Annotated in this window: 16 protein-coding genes; 7 read left to right on the forward strand and 9 right to left on the reverse strand. The window is 71.7% G+C overall.

All coding sequences use genetic code 11. The annotated features are described in order from the left end of the window. Nucleotides 1–332 precede the first annotated feature (332 nt). Complete coding sequence (locus tag HG543_RS15435; RefSeq protein ID WP_169345525.1) at nt 333–1,502, forward strand: protein kinase domain-containing protein; 1,170 nt, start codon at nt 333–335, stop codon at nt 1,500–1,502. A gap of 366 nt (nt 1,503–1,868) precedes the next feature. Here HG543_RS15435 and HG543_RS15440 read toward each other — a convergent pair whose 3' ends face one another. From HG543_RS15440 to HG543_RS15465, 6 genes are all read right to left on the reverse strand, one after another. Further along, a complete protein-coding gene (locus HG543_RS15440) occupies nt 1,869–2,747 on the reverse strand; it encodes a tryptophan 2,3-dioxygenase family protein (RefSeq protein ID WP_169345526.1) in 879 nt (292 codons plus the stop codon). Between the two features lie 81 nt (nt 2,748–2,828). Continuing rightward, nucleotides 2,829–3,242 carry a response regulator gene (locus HG543_RS15445; protein WP_169345527.1) on the reverse strand — a complete coding sequence of 138 codons (414 nt, stop codon included), beginning with the start codon at nt 3,240–3,242 and terminating at the stop codon, nt 2,829–2,831. Next, nucleotides 3,235–6,174 carry a response regulator gene (locus tag HG543_RS15450; protein ID WP_169345528.1) on the reverse strand — a complete coding sequence of 980 codons (2,940 nt, stop codon included), beginning with the start codon at nt 6,172–6,174 and terminating at the stop codon, nt 3,235–3,237. Before HG543_RS15450 ends, HG543_RS15445 begins: the two co-directional genes overlap by 8 nt. Before the next feature lie 5 nt (nt 6,175–6,179). Further along, entirely contained in the window at nt 6,180–7,346 is a 1,167-nt protein-coding gene (locus HG543_RS15455) for an FIST signal transduction protein (RefSeq protein WP_169345529.1), read from the reverse strand. A gap of 32 nt (nt 7,347–7,378) precedes the next feature. Beyond that, nucleotides 7,379–9,247 (reverse strand): cytochrome c3 family protein, encoded by a 1,869-nt coding sequence (locus HG543_RS15460; protein WP_169345530.1) that lies wholly within the window; start codon nt 9,245–9,247, stop codon nt 7,379–7,381. Between the two features lie 223 nt (nt 9,248–9,470). Beyond that, the gene (locus tag HG543_RS15465) at nt 9,471–11,321 is read right to left on the reverse strand and encodes a sensor histidine kinase (RefSeq protein WP_169345531.1); all 1,851 of its coding nucleotides are present in this window, start codon (nt 11,319–11,321) and stop codon (nt 9,471–9,473) included. Between the two features lie 257 nt (nt 11,322–11,578). Here HG543_RS15465 and HG543_RS15470 point away from each other — a divergent pair, with 257 nt between their 5' ends. The 5 genes from HG543_RS15470 to HG543_RS15490 all read left to right on the forward strand — a co-directional run bounded on the left by HG543_RS15470 (nt 11,579) and on the right by HG543_RS15490 (nt 18,886). Next, nucleotides 11,579–14,626 carry a helicase-related protein gene (locus tag HG543_RS15470; protein WP_169345532.1) on the forward strand — a complete coding sequence of 1,016 codons (3,048 nt, stop codon included), beginning with the start codon at nt 11,579–11,581 and terminating at the stop codon, nt 14,624–14,626. Between the two features lie 165 nt (nt 14,627–14,791). Further along, nucleotides 14,792–15,586 (forward strand): TadE/TadG family type IV pilus assembly protein, encoded by a 795-nt coding sequence (locus HG543_RS15475; RefSeq protein WP_169345533.1) that lies wholly within the window; start codon nt 14,792–14,794, stop codon nt 15,584–15,586. Further along, nucleotides 15,568–17,115, forward strand: a complete 1,548-nt coding sequence (locus HG543_RS15480) for a pilus assembly protein (protein ID WP_169345534.1) — start codon at nt 15,568–15,570, stop codon at nt 17,113–17,115. Before HG543_RS15475 ends, HG543_RS15480 begins: the two co-directional genes overlap by 19 nt. Further along, nucleotides 17,115–18,053, forward strand: coding sequence for a hypothetical protein (locus HG543_RS15485; RefSeq protein ID WP_169345535.1), 939 nt, complete (start codon nt 17,115–17,117; stop codon nt 18,051–18,053). The genes HG543_RS15480 and HG543_RS15485 overlap by 1 nt, the downstream gene beginning before the upstream one ends. Then, nucleotides 18,050–18,886: a hypothetical protein gene (locus HG543_RS15490; protein ID WP_169345536.1), complete on the forward strand. Its 837-nt coding sequence runs from the start codon at nt 18,050–18,052 to the stop codon at nt 18,884–18,886. The genes HG543_RS15485 and HG543_RS15490 overlap by 4 nt, the downstream gene beginning before the upstream one ends. On the opposite strand, the gene HG543_RS15495 is transcribed toward HG543_RS15490, so the two are convergent. Genes HG543_RS15495 through HG543_RS15505 form a run of 3 tightly spaced genes read right to left on the reverse strand, consistent with a single transcriptional unit; the run spans nt 18,883 to nt 20,478 of the window. Continuing rightward, nucleotides 18,883–19,446 (reverse strand): hypothetical protein, encoded by a 564-nt coding sequence (locus HG543_RS15495; protein ID WP_169345537.1) that lies wholly within the window; start codon nt 19,444–19,446, stop codon nt 18,883–18,885. The genes HG543_RS15490 and HG543_RS15495 overlap by 4 nt on opposite strands. A gap of 3 nt (nt 19,447–19,449) precedes the next feature. Further along, nucleotides 19,450–20,211 (reverse strand): hypothetical protein, encoded by a 762-nt coding sequence (locus HG543_RS15500; RefSeq protein WP_169345538.1) that lies wholly within the window; start codon nt 20,209–20,211, stop codon nt 19,450–19,452. A 42-nt stretch (nt 20,212–20,253) separates the two neighbouring features. Further along, the gene (locus HG543_RS15505) at nt 20,254–20,478 is read right to left on the reverse strand and encodes a hypothetical protein (protein WP_169345539.1); all 225 of its coding nucleotides are present in this window, start codon (nt 20,476–20,478) and stop codon (nt 20,254–20,256) included. Between the two features lie 175 nt (nt 20,479–20,653). Between HG543_RS15505 and HG543_RS56800 the strand changes: the two genes are divergently transcribed. Further along, nucleotides 20,654–21,304 carry a hypothetical protein gene (locus HG543_RS56800; RefSeq protein ID WP_169345540.1) on the forward strand — a complete coding sequence of 217 codons (651 nt, stop codon included), beginning with the start codon at nt 20,654–20,656 and terminating at the stop codon, nt 21,302–21,304. Nucleotides 21,305–21,755: the final 451 nt, after the last annotated feature.

The raw sequence follows: 21,755 nt of genomic DNA on the forward strand, positions 1-21,755 counted from the left end.
CCGCTCCGCGAGGGCGGGGCGGGGCCCGGGCACCGGGGAGGCCGCGCCTGAGACGGGTGGGCCCGGGACGCTTCGGGGCGAGAGGCGGCCCGGGTGTCTTCAACGCGGGCGGTTCGGGCAGCTCCGCGCTTTTGCGGTGATGGTGTGCCTTTGATGTAAATGCGCTTTGCAAACACAGCCTCGCGGGCGGGCCTTGGTGGAATCGCAATCGGATTGCGACAGCCGCCGCGTCCCCCCCTGGCCGTCCTTCAGCTTCCCCCCAGCCTGCTGGCATCCTCTTCACCATGTTCGCGCGCTGCTCCCGACCTGCGCGCGCGGTGGAGTCCGCCCTCATGGTGTTCTCACGTCCCCCGGTATCTCCGCCGGGCAACGTCCTCTTTCGTCGTGATGGCATCGCCTACGAGTGGGTGCAGGACCTGGGCACGGGCTTCCATGGCGAGCGCGTGCGGCTGGTCCGGCGACGCGGCAAGCGCGGGGAGGACCTGGGCCGGGTCATCGTCAAGACGCTGGCCCTTCCGGCGCTCACCCCCGGCACGCACGAGGCGCGCAAGCGGCTGGAGGAAGAGGTGCAGCTCGCCACCTTCCTCGTGCATCCGCACATCGCCCGCGTCCACGGGCTGCAAGAGACGAAGGGCGCACTGCACGTCATCATGGAAGCCGTCAGCGGCCGTTCGCTGGAGAGCCTCCTCACGGTGGCCCACGGGCGCGGGCGCTACTTCTCCGAGTCCTTCATGCTCCACATCGGCGCGCAGGTGGCGGGAGCGCTGGCACACGCACACGGCCGGCGCGACGTGAGCAACCGGCCTCTGCGCATCGTCCACCGGGCCATCGACCCCACGCGCATCCGCGTGAAGCTGAGCGGCAAGGCGAAGCTGATGGACTTCGGGCTCGCATCGGCGCACCTGCCCGGACGGCGCACGGTGCGGCTGCCGCGCCCTCGCGGTGATGGCTATTACACGTCTCCGGAAGCGCTCCTGGGCGAGGACGAGGACGCGCGCTCCGACCTGTTCGTGCTGGGCCTGGTGCTGCTGGAGTTCGCCACCGGCCGGCACCTCTTCAACCCGCCCGACCTGCTGGCGCGAGACATGTGGACGGCACTGCCAGGGGCCGAGCAGGAGCGGCTGCGCCACGCCATCGGGCGAGCGCAGGACGTCTGGAGCGAGCCGGGCATCGACGACATCGTCCTGCGGGCCGCCACCTTCACGCCGGCGGATGTGGCGTGGGCGGCGGAGAAGCTCAGCGAGCCCGTACGGGCGCTGTTCGCGAGGCTGCTACGCCGTGCCCCTTCCGAGCGCTTCTCCTCGGCGGCTGAGGTGGAGGACCGGGTGTGCGGACTGCTGAGTGAGCGCGGCGACTACGGCCACGCGGACGCCGCTGCGGAGCTGAGACAGGCGCTGGAGGAGGCCGGCGAGGCACTGGCAGCAGAGGAGCACGGCGCGCGGCGCCTCCTGCATCCCGACGACATCTCCACCGAGCCCGCTCCCGCCGGTCCCGAGGCGTAACGAGGGCGCTGTGTGCGGCGAGCCCGCTCCCGCCAGTCCCGAGGCATGACGAAGGTGCCGTGGGTGACGAGCCCGTCCCAACGCTCGGCGGTCCCGAGGCGTAACGAGGGTGTGTGCGGCGAGCCCGCTCCCGCCAGTCCCGAGGCATGACGAGGGCGCCGCGGGTGACGAGCCCGGCCCAACAGTTCCGAGGCGTAGCGCGGGCGCCGTGTGTGGCGGCGGCCCGGCACCGATGCGGATGGGCAATGCCAGGATGGAGCTGCTGGCGGACGTGCGGGCGAGCGGAGGTGATGCCGCTCTACCGCGAGAAGCCGGAGGCAGCGCCGAGGCAGCGCCGCCGAAGCCCGAAATGGCGAATCGAGCCCGTCACGGCTCCACGGGCGGGAAGGCCGCATGCGCCGGGCAGCCACCGGCCCGCGCCGCCGCGTACACCGCCGCGCCCGCGTGCATGCAGCCCTCGCGACTGGTACCCGGGGCCACACCGCCCTCGCGCCGCCACGCGGACGTCAGCTCCACGCGCACGTCCCACAGCTGGCGGAACAGCGGCAGCGTCATCCGCCCCGCGAGCACCTGCGTGGGCAGCCCGTCCAGCGCCTTCACCGCGCGGTCCACGCCGATGGTCCGCCGCACCAATTGGAAGTGCGCGTACAGCCAGCCCTGGAAGGCCTCATCCGCGTCCACGAACTGCTCGCAGATGCGCTTCAGGTCATCCGGCCCGCCCGCGGTGTACACGGACTTCAGCGTCTGCCCGCGCCGCGCCAGCAGCCGCTCCAGCGCCGCCTCCAGCCCCGCCGCCGCGTGCCGGAACGTGTTGTAGCCGGGAGACTCCTGCCCGCTGCCGTTGCCGAGACTGCGCCGGATGACCTGGTACGTGTCCGGCGTCATCGTCTCCATCACCGCCAGCTCCGTGCCCAGCGTGCGCAGCACCCGGCACAGCCGCTCCAGCCGCGCGGACGCCGCCCACAGGGAGTCGCCGTCCAGCTCCGCCACCAGCTCCACGGCCTCGCGCGAGGCCAGCTTCAGCCACAGCTCCTGCGCCTGGTGCACCACCTGGAACATCAGCTCGTCGTGCGCGACGCGCTGCCCCTCCTCCACCTGCAGGGACAGCAGCTCCGGTGTCTTGAGGTAGACCTCGTAGTCCAGCTCCCCTCGACCCACCCACTTCTTCAGCAGCGGGTTGAACAGGGGCGCCGAGAGTTCGGTCCGTAACTTTGCCGCGTGACTGTAATCAGAAGCCGTGTGCATGAGGCCCTCCGGAGGCGGGGGGAACTTCGGAAGGTGGGACGGCGGTCCCCGGGCCGCCACGGCCCGGGGACGGGGACGACGTCAGGTGGCCGGCGCCGGGGTAGGCGGCGTGGGCGGCCGGGGCTTGAGGCGGAACGCGTGGAGGCGCTTGGCGAGCTCCTCGCCCTGGACGCTCTTGGAGATGTAGCCGTCCGCGCCGGAGGCGAGCGCGAGCGAGCGCAGCTTGGACTCGTCGGACGCGGAGTAGAGGATGAACTTCGTCTTCGACGACGCGTACTGGCGCGCCAGGTTGACGACCTTGTCGCCCTTGAGGGCGGGGAAGTTCACGTCGATGAGGACGAAGTCCGGCTCCGACTGGCGCACCAGGTTGGAGACGCCCAGCGCGGAGGTGTGCGTAATCACCTCGAACCCATAGGCGCTCAGCGAGCGCTGCACGAGGTCGAGCAGGTCCGGGTCATCGTCCACCACCAGGACGCGTGCCTTTTCATCAGCCATGGGTTCTCCCTAGATGCTTGCGGATCATCTCGAGCAACTGGTCACGATCAAGGGGCTTGGTGAGGTACGCGGTGCATCCGGCCGCGTGCGCCTTGTCCTGGTACTCGCGCCCCGCGTGCGCCGTGACGGCGATGACGGGGACGTTGGCCGCGGACGGCAGGGCACGCAGCCGCCGCGTCACCTCCCAGCCGTCCAGGCGTGGCAGGGAGAGGTCCATCAGGATGAGGTCCGGGTTGTCGCGGGTGGCGCGCTCCAGGCCGTGCTCGCCGTCCTCCGCCTCGATGACCTCGAAGAGCCCGCCGAGGTAGCGGCGGACGATGTCGCGGTTCTGCGCGCTGTCCTCCACGTAGAGGATGCGCGGCAGCTTGCCCACGCTGGCGGCCCGCTGTGAGAGCAAGAGGCCCTTGGCCTGGGCGATGACGTCCTCCAGCGCGTGGCCGCCCTTCTTCACGAAGCCGGCGAAGCCGTCGCGCAGGAGCGCCTCCTCCTCGTGGGAGAGCGTCTTGCCGGTGAGCACCACCACGGGCACCTGGAGCTTCTCCGCGCGCAGCCGGCGCAGCACCTCGAAGCCGTCCAGGTTGGGCATCATCAAATCCAACACCACCAGCGCGGGCGGGGAGACGCGCGCCTTCAGGAGCGCGTCCTCGCCACTGCGGGCCTCGTTGGTGGAGAAGCCGGCGCGGCGCAGGTTGCGGCTGACGAGCTCGCGGGTGGCGGCGTCGTCGTCCACCACCAGCACCTCGCCCACGTGCGTGGAGCTGCCGGCGACCTGGCCGAGGCTGCGCTGCACCACCTCCACCAGCCGGTCCGGCTCCACCGGCTTGACGAGGTACTCGCACGCGCCCAGCGAGAAGCCCCGCGCGCGCTGCTCCTCCACGGAGATGAGGATGACGGGGATGCCGGACAGCGACGGCTCGCCCTTGAGCTGGCTGAGCACGGACCAGCCGTCCAGCTTGGGCAGGTGGATGTCCAGGAGGATGGCCTGCGGCTTCAGCTCGCGGGCGCGCTTGAGGGCGGAGATGCCGTCCGCGGCCGTCACCACCTTGAAGCCCGCGGGCTCCAACTGGCCGGCCACGAGCTGCTGGATGAGCGGGTCGTCATCCACCACCAGCACGGTGCCGCCCGGCTGGGCCACGCCGCCCACGTGCTGCGCCACCTCGGACACGGGCACGGCGACGGGCTCCACGGGCACGGACACCATGCCGCTGACGGGCGTCTCCAGCGCGTTGGCCAGGCGCACGGTGAAGGTGGAGCCGCGGCCCAGCGTGGACGTCACGGCCACGGTGCCGCCCAGCACGCGCGACAGCTCGCGGACGATGGCCAGCCCCAGACCCGTGCCACCCACCTTGCGCGTGGTGGAGCCGTCCACCTGGCGGAACTTCTCGAAGATGAAGGGCAGCTGGTCCGCGGGGATGCCGACGCCGGTGTCCTCCACCGTCATCACCACCTCGCCGCCGTTGGGCACGAGGCTGAGCGCCACCTCGCCCGACTCGGTGAACTTGGCGGCGTTGCTGAGCAGGTTCAGCATGATCTGCCGCAGCTTCAGCGCGTCCGAGCGCAGCACGCGCACCGACGGGTCGATGTGCGTGGTGAGGGCCACGTCCTTGCCCTTGAGGTACTCCTTCACCGTGGCCATGCACTCGTCGGCCAGCTCCTGCACGTCCACGTCCTCGGTGACGACCTCCACGCGGCCCGCTTCAATCTTGGACAGGTCGAGGATGTCGTTGATGAGGGCGAGCAGCGTCTTGGCGTTCGTCTTGACGACGTTGAGGTCCCTGCGGCCGTGCGCGGTGAGGCGGTTGCCCTCCTCGCGCATGAGCAGGTCGCAGTAGCCGATGATGCCGTTGAGCGGCGTGCGGATTTCGTGGCTGAAGTTGGCCAGGAACTCGCTCTTGAGGCGGGCGGCGGCCTCGGCCTCGCGGGCGCGCTCCTCCTCGTTGCGCTTGGCCACCGCCAGCTCCTGGGCCAGCCGGTCCAGGTCCTCGTTCTGCTGGCGGATGATTTCCATCTGCAGCGCGCGCTGCTGGTAGGACGCCAGCGAGCGCGCGGACACGGCGCGCGTGCGCTTGATTTCCTCCAGGCTGGCGGCCAGCTGCTTGTTGGCGGCGAGCAGCTCCGCCTGCGACGCGCGCAACATCTCCTCGCGCTGCTTGCGCTCGGTGATGTCCTCGGTGACGCCGAGCACGTAGCGGGCGTGGCCGTGCTCGTCCACCAGCGGCAGCTTGCGGGTGGCGAAGATGCGGTCCACGCCGTCGGCGCGGGCCACCTCCTCGAAGGACTTCATCTTCTTCGTCTCGAGGATTTCGGTGTCGATGGCGATGAAGGAGTCCGCCTGCTCCTTGGGGAAGTAGTCGTGGTCCAGCTTCCCGAGCAGCCACTGCTTCGTCACGTTGAAGGCATCCGCGAAGGTCTTGTTGACCACCACGAGCCGGCGCGTCTCCGCGTCCTTCACGAAGAGGACGAAGGGGAGCGCGTCGATGATGCTCTCCATGATGTAGTTGGTGCGCTGCAATTCCTCCGCGGTGGCGGTGTGGCGGCGGCGGTCCGCCGTCATCCGCAGCTCGCGGCGAATCACGGGGACCAGCCGGCTGAACCGGTCCTCGGGGACGTAGTCGAGCGCGCCGGCCTGCACGCTGGCCTCCAGCGTCTCCTCGCTCCAGTCGCGCGACAGGACGACGAAGGGCAGCTCCTTGCCGTGCTTGCGCCAGACCGCCTGCACCTGGGCGAAGCCCATGCCGGGCAGCTCGGAGCCGCACAGGACGAGCGACCACGTCCGCGACAGCGCGGTCTCCACCGCGGCCGGCGTGGTGGCCCGCTCCGTCTTCACCTCCACGCCCGCGGCGGCGAGCGCCTCCTCCACCCGCTGGCACTCCCGCTCGCTGCCCACCAGGAGCAGCGTGGCGGTCTCCGTCGAAGTCTCCGAGTTGGGCATGGCTTTCAGTTCGCCCCGAACACCAGCGTGGTCAGCGTGGTGTTGATGTGGAACCCCGAGTAGATTTCAAAATGCACGTTCATCCCAGCGGCGGTGGGTGCGGCCTTCAGGGTCTCCGCCAGCTGGGCCACCGTGTTGGTGGCGCTGGCGTACCACATGCGCCCACCGCAGTGGAACAGGAGGGCGGCCTGGGGGTTCTGCACCCGACGGGGCAGCTCCTCGGTGAAGAAGCTGCGCGTCATGCCGGCCATGTCGCCCAGCTTCATGAGCTCCAGCTCGGTGCCCTCCTCCAGGAGGTTGGCGAAGAGGATGGAGCCGTCGTCCTGGGGCTTCCACGCGGCGCGGATGAAGTACTCGCGGCCCACGCGCAGGGCGGTGGGGCGCACGGCGAAGCCGTGGGGCGTGCCGAACTCCAGCTGGTTGACGTCCTCCACGCCGAGGATTTCCGCGTAGCGCTTCGCGGCCGGCTGGCCGTCGATTTCGAGCGCGCGGGTGTGGCTCTCGTCCACCTTCGTAATCGTGAGCTTCTCGCCGGTGGGCACGTACCAGTGCGAGCGCAGGGCGGCCCAGGGGGCGTTGGTGCGGAAGAGGGCCACGAGGACGGCGTCGCTGGCCACCTCGCCGTCCACGTGGATGAGGGCGGACTGGCGGGCCGGGTCGCGGTTGTGGTCGCTGGCGCCACCGCCGACGAGCACCAGCGTCTGGCTCTTCTCCAGGATGCCGAGCAGCAGCTCTTCCTTCTTGTAACGGAAGCCGTCGTCGATGACGAGGCCGACGTACCGGCGCGGGTCCAGGTCCTGCTGGCGCACGCCGAGATTCTCGCAGGCGCGCTTGATGGCGGCGGCGCCGGCGCCGATGGCGTCCACGGACAGGCCGCTGCCCAGGCCCAGGCCCACCTCGAGGTCACCGTACAGCGCGCCCAGCACCACGCTGCCCTCGTGGATGCCGGTGTTGTCCAGCTCGCCCGCGGTGGTGGCGCCGACGAGGCGCGTGGTGGGCGGCAGCCGGGCGCGGATGGCTCGGTTGAGCGCGAGCTGATCGCGCTCGCGCGAGGCGAACATCGTCACCAGCTTCGGCGCGGCGCCGCCACCCAGCTGGCTGAGGAGGTCCTCCGCGGCGGCATCCGGCTCCTTCAGCGTGGTGCGCGCCGTCTGCATCTTCACTTGAGCCATGAAGGACCTCCTGGGTTTGAACGGGCGGGCGGCTAGAGGCCGCTGCCCGGGTGCTGAGTATGGCAGGCGCCGGTGCACTGCTGGAACGACTCCTCGCCGCCGCCGACGTACATGCTCTCGATGGGACCGAACTTCGCCACGTGGCTGTCCGGGTAGCTCTTGTGGCAGGACAGGCAGGCGGCCTGGCTGGTGCGCTGGATGCTCTCCTTCGTCAGGTGGCACGAGGAGCACTTCTCCAGGGGCGCGTCGAACCGGTTCGAGCGCGAGTGGATGAAGTGGGTGCGCACGAAGATGGGGCCCTCCAGCTCGAAGGCGAGCGGGGCGTGGCACCCGGCGCAGGCGGCGCGGTTGTCGTTGGCGTGCAGCACCTGGGACAGCTCACCGCCCTGGCTGTGGCAGCTGTTGCAGGGGCCGGTGGTCATCGGCGCCTGGGTGCGCTGCGTCGTGCCCACCTGGATTTCGATGGTGCGCGAGCCGGGGATGTCCTCGCCGAGGTAGGTGCGGCGGCCCTTCACCGTCACGAGATAGGTGCCGGGCTCGGCGTTGGCGGGAATCGTGTACTGCCACTTGTCCGAGTTGGGCCGGTCCCACAGGCCCTCGGTGGGGAAGAAGGCGCCGCGGAAGAGGACGTTGGCGAAGGGCAGGGTGGCGAACTGCGAGAAGACGCCGTCGCGCTCCGGGGTGGCGACGACCTGCTCGTCCACGGCCGGGTCGAGGAAGGCGTCCATCGAGACGATGGAGCGGATGGGCTGGATGTCCTGCGCAGGTCCGATGATCTGCGTCATCAGCATCCGCTCCCGGTGCTTGCGGCGGTAGTACGTCGTCGTCGCATCGAAGAAGGCCCGATAGTAGTTGATGCCGGCCTCGTTCCCGTCGGGCGCCACCTCATTGTATGTCGGCAGGCTGCCCTCCGGGTGCAGCCGCTTGCCCGCCCCGTCCTTCAGGGTGAGCTGGAAGGTGATTTCGGACCCTGGGGCATAGGTGCCGTCCGGCCGGGGCGGCGTGACGGGGGTGATGTCCATGCCGAAGCCATAGGCGTACTCGGGGTTCTGCACCTGTTCCACGGGGATGACGTAGGGAGCGGCCGGGCGCAGGCTCCAGCGCAGGCGCAGGGCGCGGGTGCTGGAACGGAAGGTGAGCTTCTGCGCCTTCGCGTGGTCATACGCGTTGCGCAGCTCGACGAGGGCCTCCTCCTCGTAGTTGGTGGAGGCCGAGCAGTCGGTGGCGGTGGCGCAGCCGGTGGCCGTCTGGATGGCGCGGAAGCGGCGGATGAAGAAGTCGTCGCGCTCGGTGCGGCGCTGGTACTCGCCGCCGGCGTTCACGATGACGGGCAAGCCGGTGAGGCGGCCGTACGCGTCCACCGGCTCCACGGTGAAGAAGCTGGTCACGTCCATCCACGCCGCGTCGCGGTAGAAGCGGCGGCGGGTGTACGGGCCCGGCGCGCCGATGGACTCCTGGTCCGCCTGACGCACGCCGAACCAGCCCAGGCCGGCGAAGTCGCTGTTCGTGCGCAGCGTCTTCAGGCCCTCGTCGGTGGTGGCCTTCACCACCGCGCGGATGTCGATCTGATTCACGTAGAAGGTGCCGCCCGCGCGCACGCGCAGGGGGCGCCCCACGCCGTTCTCCACCTCCAGCGCCAACCCCACCGGGCGGTTGGACGGCGCACCGAAGTCCTCGGACGACGCCTCCAGCTCCTGGGCCTGCACGTCCACGGGCGTGTCCGCGACCTCCTCACCACCGCAGCCGAGCAGCAGGCCGCCCAGAAGCGACGACAGCACGGCTGCACGGCCCAGGGCCAGGGAGGGGACCTTGCGCGAGACAGACTCGTCGCGGCCCGCCGGGGAGGCTCCAAGAGCGCCCATCGTGACTCTCCTCGTACGTTCGGAAGAGGACGCCGCCATTGGCGCCCTGGCCAGTGGCCCCTGTAGCCCTTCACCGGGGGGTGAGGCGGGCCGGGACTCTCCCGTTACCGGGTTTCCCCGGTTCGAGCCTTTTTAGCCGTACGAAGATTATCTGCAATGGACAGACTTACTCAACTCTGGGGCGAAAAGTTCACCCAGGTTCGAACCCGCAGTGTTATCAGGTAGATAGAAACCCCACCCGGGGTGCATTCCTCCTTCAGGGTTATGCCGCGGCTTCAGCGGGCAGGCAGGCGGGGGCGCAGGGAACTCGGGGCAGCTCAACCGTGAATTCCGAGCCCTCTCCGGCGCGGCTGTGGACGTGGATGGTGCCGCCGTGGGCCTCGACGAGCTGGCGGACGATGTAGAGGCCGAGGCCGGTGCCGGGGACCTGGTGGACGCCGGAGTGCACGCGCTGGAAGCGGCGGAACAGGCGCTGCTGGGCCTCGGGGGAGATGCCGATGCCCGAGTCCTTCACGGTGAGGCGGGCGTGGTGGGCATCCGCGTGGACGCGCACCTCGACGGGGCGGCCGCGGCCGAACTTGAGGGCGTTGCCGACGAGGTTGGTGACGACGCGGTCCAGGCGCTCGCGGTCCCACTGGCCGGTGGCGCCATCCTCCACGCGCAGGGTGAGGGCGCAGCCGGCGGCGGCGGCCTGCTCGACGTGGCGGTCGGCCACCTCGCGCGCCAGCTCCGCCAGGTCCACGGCTCCCGTGTCCAGCACCATGCGGCCGGCGGACAGGCGGGACAGGTCCAGGAGGTTGTGCACCAGCTTGCCCAGCCGCTGCGTCTCGGCCTCGGCGCCGGCCAGCCCGTCGCGCATGCGCGGCTCGCGGGCGCCCTCCAGCTTGCGCAGCCGCCACAGCTTCAGCTGCAGCGAGCTGAGCGGGTTGCCCAGGTCATGAGCGGCCACGCCGATGAGCTCGAGCGCGTCCTGCGCCTGGGCCAGCAGGCGCGCGTTGTCCAGCGCGAGCGCGGCGCGCGCGGCCAGCTCCTCCATGAAGGCACGGTCCACCTCGCCGAAGCGGCGGTGGGGGCCGGTGGACAGGAGGCACAGCGCGCCCAGCACGCGGCCGCCCACGGCCAGGGGCACGGTGAGGGCGGACGTCACGCCCAGCGTGGCCAGCAGCTCGCCGTACGCGGTGCCCTCCAGCGCAGGCTGGGGGCGCGCCGCGTCCAGCTCGGGCAGCAGCTCGCTGCGGCCGGTGCGCGCCACGCTGGCGGGGCCCACCCCGCCGTCCTCGGGGCAGCGCAGCAGCGGCTCCCACAGGCGGCGGGCGGTCTCCGGCTGCGCGCACGCCACGGCCTGGGGCGGCACGGTGCCGTCCTCGGCGGGGGTGAAGAGGATGCAGGCGTCGGCGAACTCCGGCACGCACAGGCGCGTGAGGGCCTCGCCCACCTCGCGCGCGCCGGACAGCGGCTGGAGGACGCGGCCGGCCTCGGCGAAGAGGGCCTGGGCGCGCTCCATGCGGCGGCGCTCGGTGATGTCCCGCGTCACCTCGGCGAAGCCCTGCAGCCGGCCGCGCCCGTCATGCAGCGCGGTGAGCAGCGTCTCCGCCCAGAAGCGCGAGCCGTCGCGGCGGCGGCGCCACCCTTCCGACAACAGGCGCCCCTCGCGCGCGGCGCGCTCCCGGTGCGCCCGCGGCACGCCCGCGGCCAGCTCGTCCTCCGGGTAGAGCCGGTCCGCGTCGCGGCCGAGCACCTCCTCCTCCGTCCAGCCCGACAGGCGCGCGGCCCCGGCGCTCCACGCGGTGACGCGGCCGAAGCGGTCCAGGAAGCACAGCGCGTAGTCCGTGACGCCATCCATGAGCTGTTGCAACTGCTGCTCACTGTGCTCGTGCCGGGCGTGCAGGGGGGCCAGCGCGCGGTGCAGCACGAAGCCCAGCGCGCCCACGCCGGCCAGCCCCAGCAGCCCCGCGAGCAGGGCCTGCGGCAGCGTGCCCCGCGCCGCGGCGTCGTCGGTGAGCAACTGCGCGTGGAGCGCGGACAGCAGCGTCCCCAAGAGCAGCAAACCGGACAGCAGGCAGGCGGACAGACCCGCGCCCACTCGCTGGGCGAACGTCCAACGGCGCATCATGTGGCACTCCCCCCCAGCTGCACCGGAAGACGCGTGCAGCAGGCGAAGCCAGCATTCCAGATGTGAAGCATTGAAAACATCGCCCCAGTGGACGGGGCGGAGTGACCCCAGGCGAGTCGTGATTTCCCACGGGGCGCGAAAGACCCACCCTGGTCGCCCTGGAGGGAGCCAGAAGGCGTACACGGAATGGCCAACGAGATTGCGCGGGGTTATGAGGCGTACCCCCCATTTTCGGGGGCCTTGCTTCCCAGCTGCCCATGTCCCTCGTCGAAGGTTCGAAGGTCCGCTACCTCCCGCAGCCCGAATGGGGTGTGGGACACCTGATGTCTTTTCAGGAGGAGGGCGCCAAGGCGCTCGTCTCCTTCCCGGCCCGCGAGGATGCGCCGGTGCTGGTGTCCACCAAGGGTGGGGCGCTGGTGCAGTACCCGCTGCCCCCGGGCGAGCCGGTGCTGACGTACAAGGGGCGGCTGGCCCTCGTCGTGCGCGAGGAGCCGGGCGCGCGTGGCCTGCGCCGCTACGTGCTGCGCTACGCGGACACCGGCGAGGAGGACGAGCTGCCCGAGTCCGAGGTGCGCGCGCTGCCGCCGCGTTCGGACCTGCTGTCCACGCTGCGCGAGGGTCGCGTGGGCGACGCGAAGGCCTTCACGCTGCGCAAGCAGGCGCTGGTGCTGGACGACGAGCGCCGCTGCGACGCGCTGGGCGCGCTCCTGGCCAGCCGCATCATGGTGAAGCCGCACCAGGTGGGCGTGGTGCAGCGCGTGCTGTCCGCGCGCCGGCCGCGCTTCGTGCTGGCGGACGAGGTGGGCCTCGGCAAGACGATTGAGGCGGGCATGGTGTTCAGCGCGCTGCGCCTGTCGGGGCTGGCGCGCCGGTGCCTCGTCGTGGCGCCCAGCCACCTCACCGTGCAGTGGCTGGTGGAGCTGTTCCACAAGTTCAACCAGCTCTTCACGCTGATGGACTCGGACCGGTACGAGCAGTCCCTGAAGGAGGCGCCGGGCGTCTCCCCGTGGGCGCGCTTCCCGCTGGTGGTGACGAGCCTGGAGCTCCTGTCGCGCAGCGCGGAACACCGGCGCGAATTGGCCGCCGAGGACGCCTTCTGGGACCTCGTCATCGTGGACGAGGCGCACCACCTCAAGGGCGAGAAGGCCTTCGAGGCGGCGAAGGTGCTGGCGGGCAACTCGTGGGGCCTGCTGCTCCTGACGGCCACGCCCATGCAGCTGGACCCGGCGGAGTACCACGGGCTGCTCACTCTCATCGACGCGGCGACGGCGCCCACGGTGGCGGGCTTCGAGGAGCGGCTCAAGCGCCAGGAGGAGCTGTCCTCCGCGGTGCGCGCGCTGATGGAGGGCGGCAAGCCGGCCGCCGCCGTGCAGGCGCTGGCGAAGCGCTTCCCCGAGGACGCGAAGCTGGCGTCGCTGAAGGACCGGGACGCGCTCCTGCAGCACCTCGCGGAGACGTACAGCCTTTCCGACCGGCTGGTGCGCAACCGCCGCGCGGTGGTGGGCGGCTTCTCCACGCGCCGGCTGCACCGGCACCCGGTGGAGCTGCCGGCGGAGGAATTGAAGGTGCGCGACGCGGCGCTGGCGGCGCTGGCGGCCGGCACCCTGCGCGGCGCGCCGCTGGGCAACGTGCTGCGCCGGCTGGAGTCCAGCCCCGCCGCCTTCGCGGGCGCGGTGAAGGCCAACCCGGTGCTGAAGGGCAAGGCGGACGCGCTGAAGCTGCCCGCGCGCGACGCGAAGTTCAGCGCCTTCCTCGGCGTGCTGCGCGGCATCTGGAAGGGCGAGCCCGCGGCGAAGGTGCTCGTCTTCACGGAGAGCCGCGACACGCTGGACATGCTCCAGGCGGAGCTGGGCCGCGAGGGCGTGGAGGCGCTGGGCTACCACGGCGACCTGCCGCTGGTGGAGCGCGACCGGCAGGTGGCGCGCTTCAGGGACCCGGAGGGGCCCCAGGTGCTCTTGTGCACGGAGGTGGGCGGCGAGGGCCGCAACTTCCAGTTCGCGCACCACCTGGTGCACTACGATTTGCCCTGGAGCCCGGCCACGGTGGAGCAGCGCATCGGCCGCCTGGACCGCATCGGCCAGACGCACCCGGTGGAGATTCACGTCTTCGACCCGGCGGGCACGCTGGCGTCGGACGTGCTGATGCTGCTGGCGGATGCCGTCGGCGTCTTCGGCGAGACGGTGGGCGGCCTGGACGCGGTGCTGGAGGACGTGGAGGTCCGTCTGGCGGAGCTGGCGCTGCTGCCGCGCGACGCGCGGGTGGCGTACGCCCAGGAGCTGAAGGCCAAGGTGGAGGCGGCGCGCGCGCAGGTGAAGCGCGCGTATGACCCGCTGCTGGACGTGCGCAGCTTCGACAAGCCCGCGGTGGAGCGGCTGGTGAAGCGCGCCCAGGAGCGCATGGGCATCGAGGCCGACGAGGACGAGGAGGACGGCGAGGCGCCGAGCGTCGAGGACGGCCTGTGGGGCGTGGCGAGAGACCTCGACGAGCGCCTGGAGGAGAGCGTCACCGAGCTGGCGCGCCGGGTGGGCATCGGCGTGGACACGGACGAGCAGGTGGAGGCCTTCCAGGTGGCCTTCCAGTTCGGCCACGCGCTGAAGGTGGACGGGCTGCCGGGCATCGACGTGATGGAGGACCGGACGGTGCTGGGCACCTTCTGGCGCGACACGGCGGTGGAGGCGGAGGAACTGGAGTACTTCGCCACCGGCCACTCGCTGGTGGAGGCCCTCTTCGGCTTCCTGCGCGACGGCCCCTACGGGCGCAGCGCGTTCCGCTTCATCGAGAAGCGCGGGCCGCTGAAGGCGCGCGGGGTGGAGCTGCTCTACCACGTGCAGCTGCCGGAGCCGGAGGACACCTCGCCGGGCGCGCGCGTGCCCAGCCGCCAGCTGGCGCGCTTCCTGGAGCGCACGCTCGTGCACGTGGCGGTGGTGGCGGGCGACAGCGGCCCCAAGGCGGACACCACCGTGCTGCCCGCGCTGGAGGCCGAGGGCAAGGCGCTCAAGGGCGACGAGATTTCGCGCGCCTTCCCGGGCTTCGGCCCCTTCGTGGACGCGGCCGTGCCCGTGGGCCAGAAGGCCGCCGAGGCGGAGCTGACGAAGCTGGCCACCCGGGCGCGCAAGGCCATTGAAGCCGAGCGGGACGCGGCAGCCGAGCGCCTGCGTCTGTCGCTCGCCCACCAGGGCCTGTCCTCCGAGGCGGTGCAGGCGCAGCTCGACGCCGAGCGCTCCCACTACGAGCGGTTGCTGAAGGCCCTGGCGGGTGCGAAAGTGGTGCTCGACTCCGCCTGTGGCTTCGTCATCAACCGCTGACGCCTTCGCGGACGCGTCAAGCGTCCGCCAGTGGATACCGGGGGCCGCCATGCCCCTGGGTCCGGACAGCCCGGTTGCGCCTGCGACAGTGGCGCTGTGAGCGCGCGGGGCTGGGCCACTTGACCGATTCCCCAATCAATCAGAAACAGGGAATTCGGAGGCGTCATGGCGCACCGGGGCAGCCCAGGTAGGGGAAGTCAGTCGGGACAGGCCGCCGTGGAGGCGGCGTTGACGTTGCCCCTGGTGGTGTTCCTGGTGCTGGGCACCCTGCAGCTCTTCATGATGTTGCAGGCGCGCATCCTGGCCCAGGTGGCGGCGTACCGGGCGGTGCGCGCGGGCAGCCTGAACCACGGGCAGTGCCTGCCGATGATGCACTCGGCGCTGGTGACGATGCTGCCCACGGTGACGCGCACGGACAGCGCCGAGGCGCTGGTGGAGGCCTTCTCGCCGCGGCGTCACAACCACTTCCACGTGCGCAGCACCCTCACCCGCGAGGAGTTCAACGAGCCCATCATCGAAATCGTGCGCGAGTCGCCGGACGCGGAGTGGGCGGCGGGGCTGGACGGCGGCGAGGACGTGCTCTTCGACCAGCCCACGGACGACGCGGGCGCGCTGCGGGCCCGCACGTTGGAGATCCGCATGGTGGCCTGGTACTACATGCGCGTGCCCTTCGCGAACTGGGTGATGAGCCGCATGTTCCTGGCCCACTTCGCGCTCCAGCGCTACACGGCCGCCAACCCGCTGATGCCGGTGCAGCGGCGCGCGGCGTGGTGGGGCGAGACGAGCGAGACGCTGGGGCGGGACGGGTGGCCGGGTGGTGACCTGGGCCAGCGCATGTTGCGGTGGAGCGAGCGGGGCCACTACGTGTTCCCCATCCAGGTCAGCGCGGCGATGCGGATGATGACGCCCGTGCGCTCCGAGCACTTCCAGGGAGGTCCCGCATGCAATCCCCACGGCTGAGGACGCGCGCGCGGCGGGGACAGGCGCTGGTCCTCTTCGCGATGACGCTGTTGCTGTTGACGCTGATGGTGCTGATGACACTGGGTTTCGGCGTGCGCGCCAAGGAGCGCGTGGAAATCCAGATGGCGGCGGACGCCGCGGCCTACAGCCAGGCGGTGGCCACGGCGCGCACCTTCAACGGCATCGCGGTGATGAACCGCGCGCAGGTGGCGCACATGGTGGCCATGGCCGGCACCCAGGCGCTCATCAGCCACAGCAGCCAGGTGTACGCGGCGCACCGCGTGGTGTGCCCGGGCGACATCCAGCCCCAGGAGTGGCACGACGCGGACATGGCCGCGGGCCAGCAGGTGCAGCAACTGCAGGGGAAGGCGGGCTCGCTGTACCGGGCCGGGCTCCAAATCTACGCGCGGCTGCTGACCGACCACGTGGCGGGGCAGAACCTCGCGCTGCGCATCGCCCAGGCCGCCAACCCGGAGCTGCAGGCCACGCCGGAGGGCGCCGCCAAGGCCTTCTCCGAGCTGAACGGCAGCAACGAGGTGCCGGAGCACGGCGCGCTGATGGACGCGATGCGCGGCGGCGGGGTGGCATGCGGCGTGGGCTCCGGCGCGGTGTGTCCCGTCGGGGGCGCGGGGCGCGCCAGCCTCAACGCCACCATGGGCAGCCTGGGCTGGACGTGGGTGCACAACCGGCCGGGAGGCAGCGCGGGCTTCGGCTCCGGCGTCGCCGCCAACAACCCCGGCTTCCAGCACTACAACAGCGCGGCGGCGATGGACTCGTCCACGTACATGACGGTCTCCGGACGCAACTCGTGGGGACATGACCATGGTCGGTCCGTGGTGCCCACGCAGTGCCGCTCGCAACCTCCGGTGCCCGCGTTGGCGAGCGATGCGTGGGTGATGTCCGACGAGCGGCAGACGCACGAGGACCAGCACGTGTACGGCGCGCGCCTGCCGCCGGGCCAGGCCGCGGAGAATGGTGAGCCCGTCCACGAGTCGCACACGCTGGGCGAGTGCGTGACGTGCCCCGGCATCTGGCCCTTCTCCATCGCCTACAACGTGGCGGAGGTGGACCGGGGGGCGGCCAACCACTACGGCCAGCCCAAGCTGTACACGCTGCTGCACCGGGACTACGCCAGCGCCCAGCGGCGCAACAACCCGGACCCGTGGAACCTCTTCTTCCGCTTCCGGTACTTCAACGAGGCGCAGCACACGGAGTTCGACAACGCGAGCCCGCTGGGCCGCGTGCGCCCCACGGGACGTGAGGACGTGTGGCGCAACCAGGTGGCCATCGCGGCGGGCATCGCCTACTACCACCGGCCCCGGCCCGCGGCGGCGGGCGGCGGCTGGCGCGAGCCTCCCAACTTCCTCAACCCCTTCTGGCGCGCGACGCTGGTGAGCGTGGAGGGCTCCGTCGACGACAGGCCCATGGAGAGCCTGTCACGCGCGGGCTTCACGGACCATGCGGCCGTGCTGCGAAGGTTGAGGCAGGAGGGCTTCCGGGGTGGCGGGCCCATCCGGGGGAACGACTGATGCGCTCGCGCGCGGCACGGGGACAGTCGCTGGTGGAGACGGCGCTGGGGCTCATGGTGTTCGTCACCATCCTGGTGTTCGGCATCTACTTCGCGGAGGTGGGGGCGCTGTCGTTGAAGGTGCAGGAGGCCGCCAACTTCGCCCTCTGGGATGCCACCGGACGCGTGCTGCATGACCCAGCGGAGGGCCAGTGGGGCCGGCGCGGGGCGGTGGCGGACACGGAGCAGGAGGCCACCACGCGCTACAGGGACTTCGACGGGCGCGAGCGGATGGGCGACACCGGCATGCCCATCCAGCAGGCCATCGCGAGGGCGCAGCCCATCCAGGTGCGGTGCGACGCGGAGCTTCCCGGGCAGGTGCCGGGGCTGTCCCCGGCGGCGGCGGGGCCAGACCTGGACGCGGCGATGAACGTGGGCACGCAGGGCATGGCGTGCACGGCGTCGTCACGGCTGAGGGGCGCGCGCATCGGCGGGTTCCTGGAGGGCCGGTTCCGGCATGCGCACCAGCGCGCGGCGGCGGCCTTCACCGTCTGCGCCGCCGGGCGTGCGTCGGGGGACAGGTGCCCCGGCCGCTTCGGGCTGCTGCTGGATGACTGGGGGCTGGCGGGTGTGCAGGAGGGGCGGGCCTGCCCGCTCAGCATCGACAATGGCGCGCCCTGCGCCAACCGGGACTACTACCTGTGGGCCGAGCGCGTCTACCGCGCCAACAGGGGCCCCTGGAGCGCCGGGTCCGAGCTCGCGAACGTCGTGGGGGCGGACTCCGTCAACGAGGACCAGTTCTTCATGAGCTTCCGGGGCGCGGAGGACGACTACGAGGAGAACATCGGCCCCACGCACGCGGGCGGTCAGTCGCGCTGGGAGGTGACGCCCTTCGTCGCGCCCAACGGCCCGCGCTACAACGCCTACCGGGAGAACCACTTCCTCGGAGTGCCCCAGTGAGGCGTGTCGTGCTCGCGGTGTCGGCGGTGCTCCTGCTCGGCGCGGCGCCCGGGGCAGCGAACACCGCGGGCTCCCAGGCCACCGCGAAGGGCGCGCCGGTGGAGCGCCCGGCGTCACGTCACGCGGCTTCGGTCGCTTCGGTGGCGAACGCGGCGCCCTCCCCCGGTGAGGACGCCACGCCTTCGCGCTTCGCGTGGCCCCGGCTGAACGTCCTCGCGCACGTGGAGGCGAGCGAAATCGTCGACGCCAATGGCGTCCCGGTCGCCCTGCGCGCGGTGCACGTGAAGGAGCGCCTGCCCGAGTTGATTCAGCGCTTCGCGGACGCGTTCCGCGACGGTGGGCTCTATGTGCCCCCGGGCAGGGAGCAGCCCCAGTTCGCCAGCGGCGCCATCATGCTGACCGCCGTGGATGCGCGCCGCCGCGTGACGTACACGGCCGTCATGCAGCCCTTGGAGGACGGCACCACCACGCTGTACCTCGGTGAGGCCAACCACTCGCTGCGCCGCGAGCCCATCGCCGACGGAGACTTCGCGCCCCTGCCCCCCGGCGCGCGTCAGGTGCTGCGCGTGGGAGGGGAGGGCGCGCGGACGCTCGCCTTCCACGTGCCCCTCTCCGGCGCGGACGTGGACGCCTTCTATGCCCGCGCGCTGGCGGGACACGGCTGGCGCCGCGCGGAGGAGGAGTCGGGCTTCTACACGCGCGCTGGCGAGGAACTGCGCGTGGTGCACGAGCCGGGAGAAGGCGGGCTGCGCGCGGTGGTGCTCGTGTACCGCACGGGGCGGACCGCCCCAGCGGTGCCGCCGCCCGCCGTCAAACCCCGAGGCGGCCTCTAGGCGCGCAGCTTCTCGCGCAGCGCCTTGGCGCGGCCCTGCATGTCGGGGTCCATGCTGGTCAGCTCCACGGACTTCAGGCGCTGGTCCAGGCTCTGCGGCACCTTCGCCTTGAGCTTGCCCTCCTCGGCCAGCACCTCCAGCTTCGCCAGCGCCTTGTCGACGATGCGCTCGCGCGGGTGGTCCAGCAGGCTGTCGAGGAAGTACGCGTCCTCGGGCATCTCCGGGTACTTCTCCAGGTAGTCCACCACGGCCTTCACCCAGTCGGCGCGCGTCTCGGACTCCGTCACCTTCTGCATGGCCTGCTTCTGGGCCTTGCGCTTGCCCTCGGGGTCGAACGTCTTCGCCAGCCCCTCGGGCAGCTCGCCGCCGGTGAAAAGGGCGTCCGCGGCGGCCTTGTACTTCTGGTAGCTCGCGCTGCGCTCCAGCCGCTGCTGCGCCGGGTCATCCTGGCGGGAGTGGTACTTGCTGCCCTTGCCGCGCTGCGCGTCGATTTCGCGCCACGACTTGTTGCGCTTCCCGGAGAAGCCGCCGCCGCCGTTGTCGTCCTTGTCCTTGGCCATCCGTCATCTCCCCTTGCGCGCGCTCCAGAGCGCCGCGAGTCCGCGACGGACGAGACGCCGCACCGCCTCCAGTTCCCCGGAGGACAGGGGCTGCTCCTCGTCCTGCTCCGCCTCGAAGAGCGCCTCGTCCGCGTAGTCCCGCAGCGGTTGGGGCACCGGTGGAGCGTCCGTGTCCGCCTCCAGCGCCGCCGGATTCACGGGGGTGAGTCCCGGCGGCCACCCCAGCTCCAGCATGGCGAAGAGCTCGAAGAGCAGGTGGCGGGCGACGCCGTATCCTTCGTCCGTGAGCCCCGCCGCGTCAAGCGCGCCCAGGAGCGCGTCCTGGCGGTTCTCGAAGGAATGCGTGAGGCGCGTGCGCGCCTTCTCGTCGTCTTCCAGATAACGCCACGCGGCCTCCACGAATTCGGCCGTGGGCTCATTCGGGTGGAAGGGCGTGGGCGGCGTGGGCTTCACCTTCTTCGGCCGGGGTGGCCGGGGGCCGTCGTCCAGCCGCACCGACTTGCCCTCCTCCACCAAATCCCAGAGGCCCAGCAGGTTCTGGTACAGCCGCCGGGCGATGTCGGGCGAGGGAAAGCGCGGCTCGTCCTCGAAGAGGGTGGGGATGAGGGCGCTGTAGGGCGTGCCCTCGGCCTGGGCGGCCTGCATGCGGGCGAGCACCCCGGCGCTGTCCAGCGCGCTGCCCGCCAGGTCCAGCAGCCCGTCGAGCGTCTCGGCACCCTCGAACTGGCGCTGGAAGTCGGCACCTCTGTCACGTGAGCGGCTCATGGGTGAACGCTTATCCCGGCGGGCGAGCGGGCGCACGCGGCTTCAGTGCTCCCGGGGCCACTCGCCCATCAGCTCGTCCTGGTGTTCCTTGGGGTTGGAGGGCCACTCGTAGTCCTCGGGCACGTGGCCGCCGCCGTGCGTGCCGTAGCCGTCCCAGCTCACGTGGCCCCGCACGAAGGCGTCCGTGTCCTCTCCCGTCACCTCCCGGCGGTTGGCGGGCAGGGTGAAGGGCGCTTCGATGGGCTTGTCGGGAATGATGATGGCCATGGGTGTGCTCCCGGGGGGAGCCCCGGCCCGGACGAGGTGTCCGCTGCCGCACGCGCTCCAGCCCCGACATTCAAGCTAGGAAGGCGTCCGGCGCCGGAGGAGCGTGTGGAGCCGGGCAGCCGAGGGCCGGCCCGTCTTCCGTTTCCGGCCCGTCGCTCCTAGTCTCCGCCCTCACATGGCAGACAGCTCCGTGGAGACGTTGAAGACGGCGGTGCAGGCGCTCTATCGGGTGCACGCGGTGGAGGGCCCGCCCGGGGAGAACGGGCTGCGCACCGTGTGGCACCTGTGTCCGGACGGCGCGGAGCTGCTGTCGCTGGTGGACTCGGACGGGCGCGTGCAGCGGCAGGAGCTGACGCTCCTGGAGGACCACTACATCTGGGCCAGCGGCCAGGGGGTGCGCACCGGCAGCCTGGAGCGCTCCGGAGGTGGCAACAGGGCGGCTCCCGCCGTGGTGGTGAAGGCGGACCCGCAGCTCGTCCCGCAGCGGCTGCTCCGCGCGGCCATGGCCATGGGCACGTACACGGGCCAGGACCGTTACATCCTCCACATGCAGCGCGTGCTGGCGCTGGCGCGCGAGGGGCTGGAGATGGCCGAGGGCGTCACGCTCTTTCACGGCGCGCAGCGCCCGTCGGAGCCCACGCTGCCGGCGGTGCCGCCCGCGGAGGCCCCGGCCCCGGCCCCGGTTCAGCTCGCGTTCGGCAAGCCGCTGCCGGACGAGGTGCCGCCGCCGGTGGTGCGCAAGTCCGAGGGACTGGTGATGCTCGCCGTGCTCGCGCTCGGGGTGCTGGTGGGCCTGGGCATGCTGGTGCTCATCCTGCTGGGCTGACGCGGCAGCGCCCCCCGGCCCGCCGGGATGGCCACGGGCGGCCGCTCGATGGCGCGCACCGGGTGCGCGTCCAGCACCAGCAGCACCGTCACCGCGGCGGCGGGCACCAGCCGGGCGGACCACCCCAGCGGGGAGTACCGGTTCCCCGCGGGCCGCCACGCCAGGAGGGTGAAGCCCAGCACCGCCAGCACGCCGGTGCAGCCCCAGCGCAGCATGCGCAGGCGCTCCGTCACCTCCAGCCCCGCCGCCATCAGCTCCAGCCGCTGCGACTCCGGCGCGCGGGCCAGCCCCGTCAGCAGCTCGAACAGGTGCCGGGCCTCCAGCACCCCCACCAGCGCCACCGACGCCAGCGACGCGCACACGCCGCTCGCCAGCAGCAGGCCGCGCGAGCGGTGGGGCCCGCCCACCGCCCGGAGACAGCCCGGGTCGAACCGGGCCAGCGCCAGCCCCA

Origin of the sequence: Pyxidicoccus fallax, assembly GCF_012933655.1 — a bacterium.
In the GTDB taxonomy this organism is placed as follows: domain Bacteria; phylum Myxococcota; class Myxococcia; order Myxococcales; family Myxococcaceae; genus Myxococcus; species Myxococcus fallax.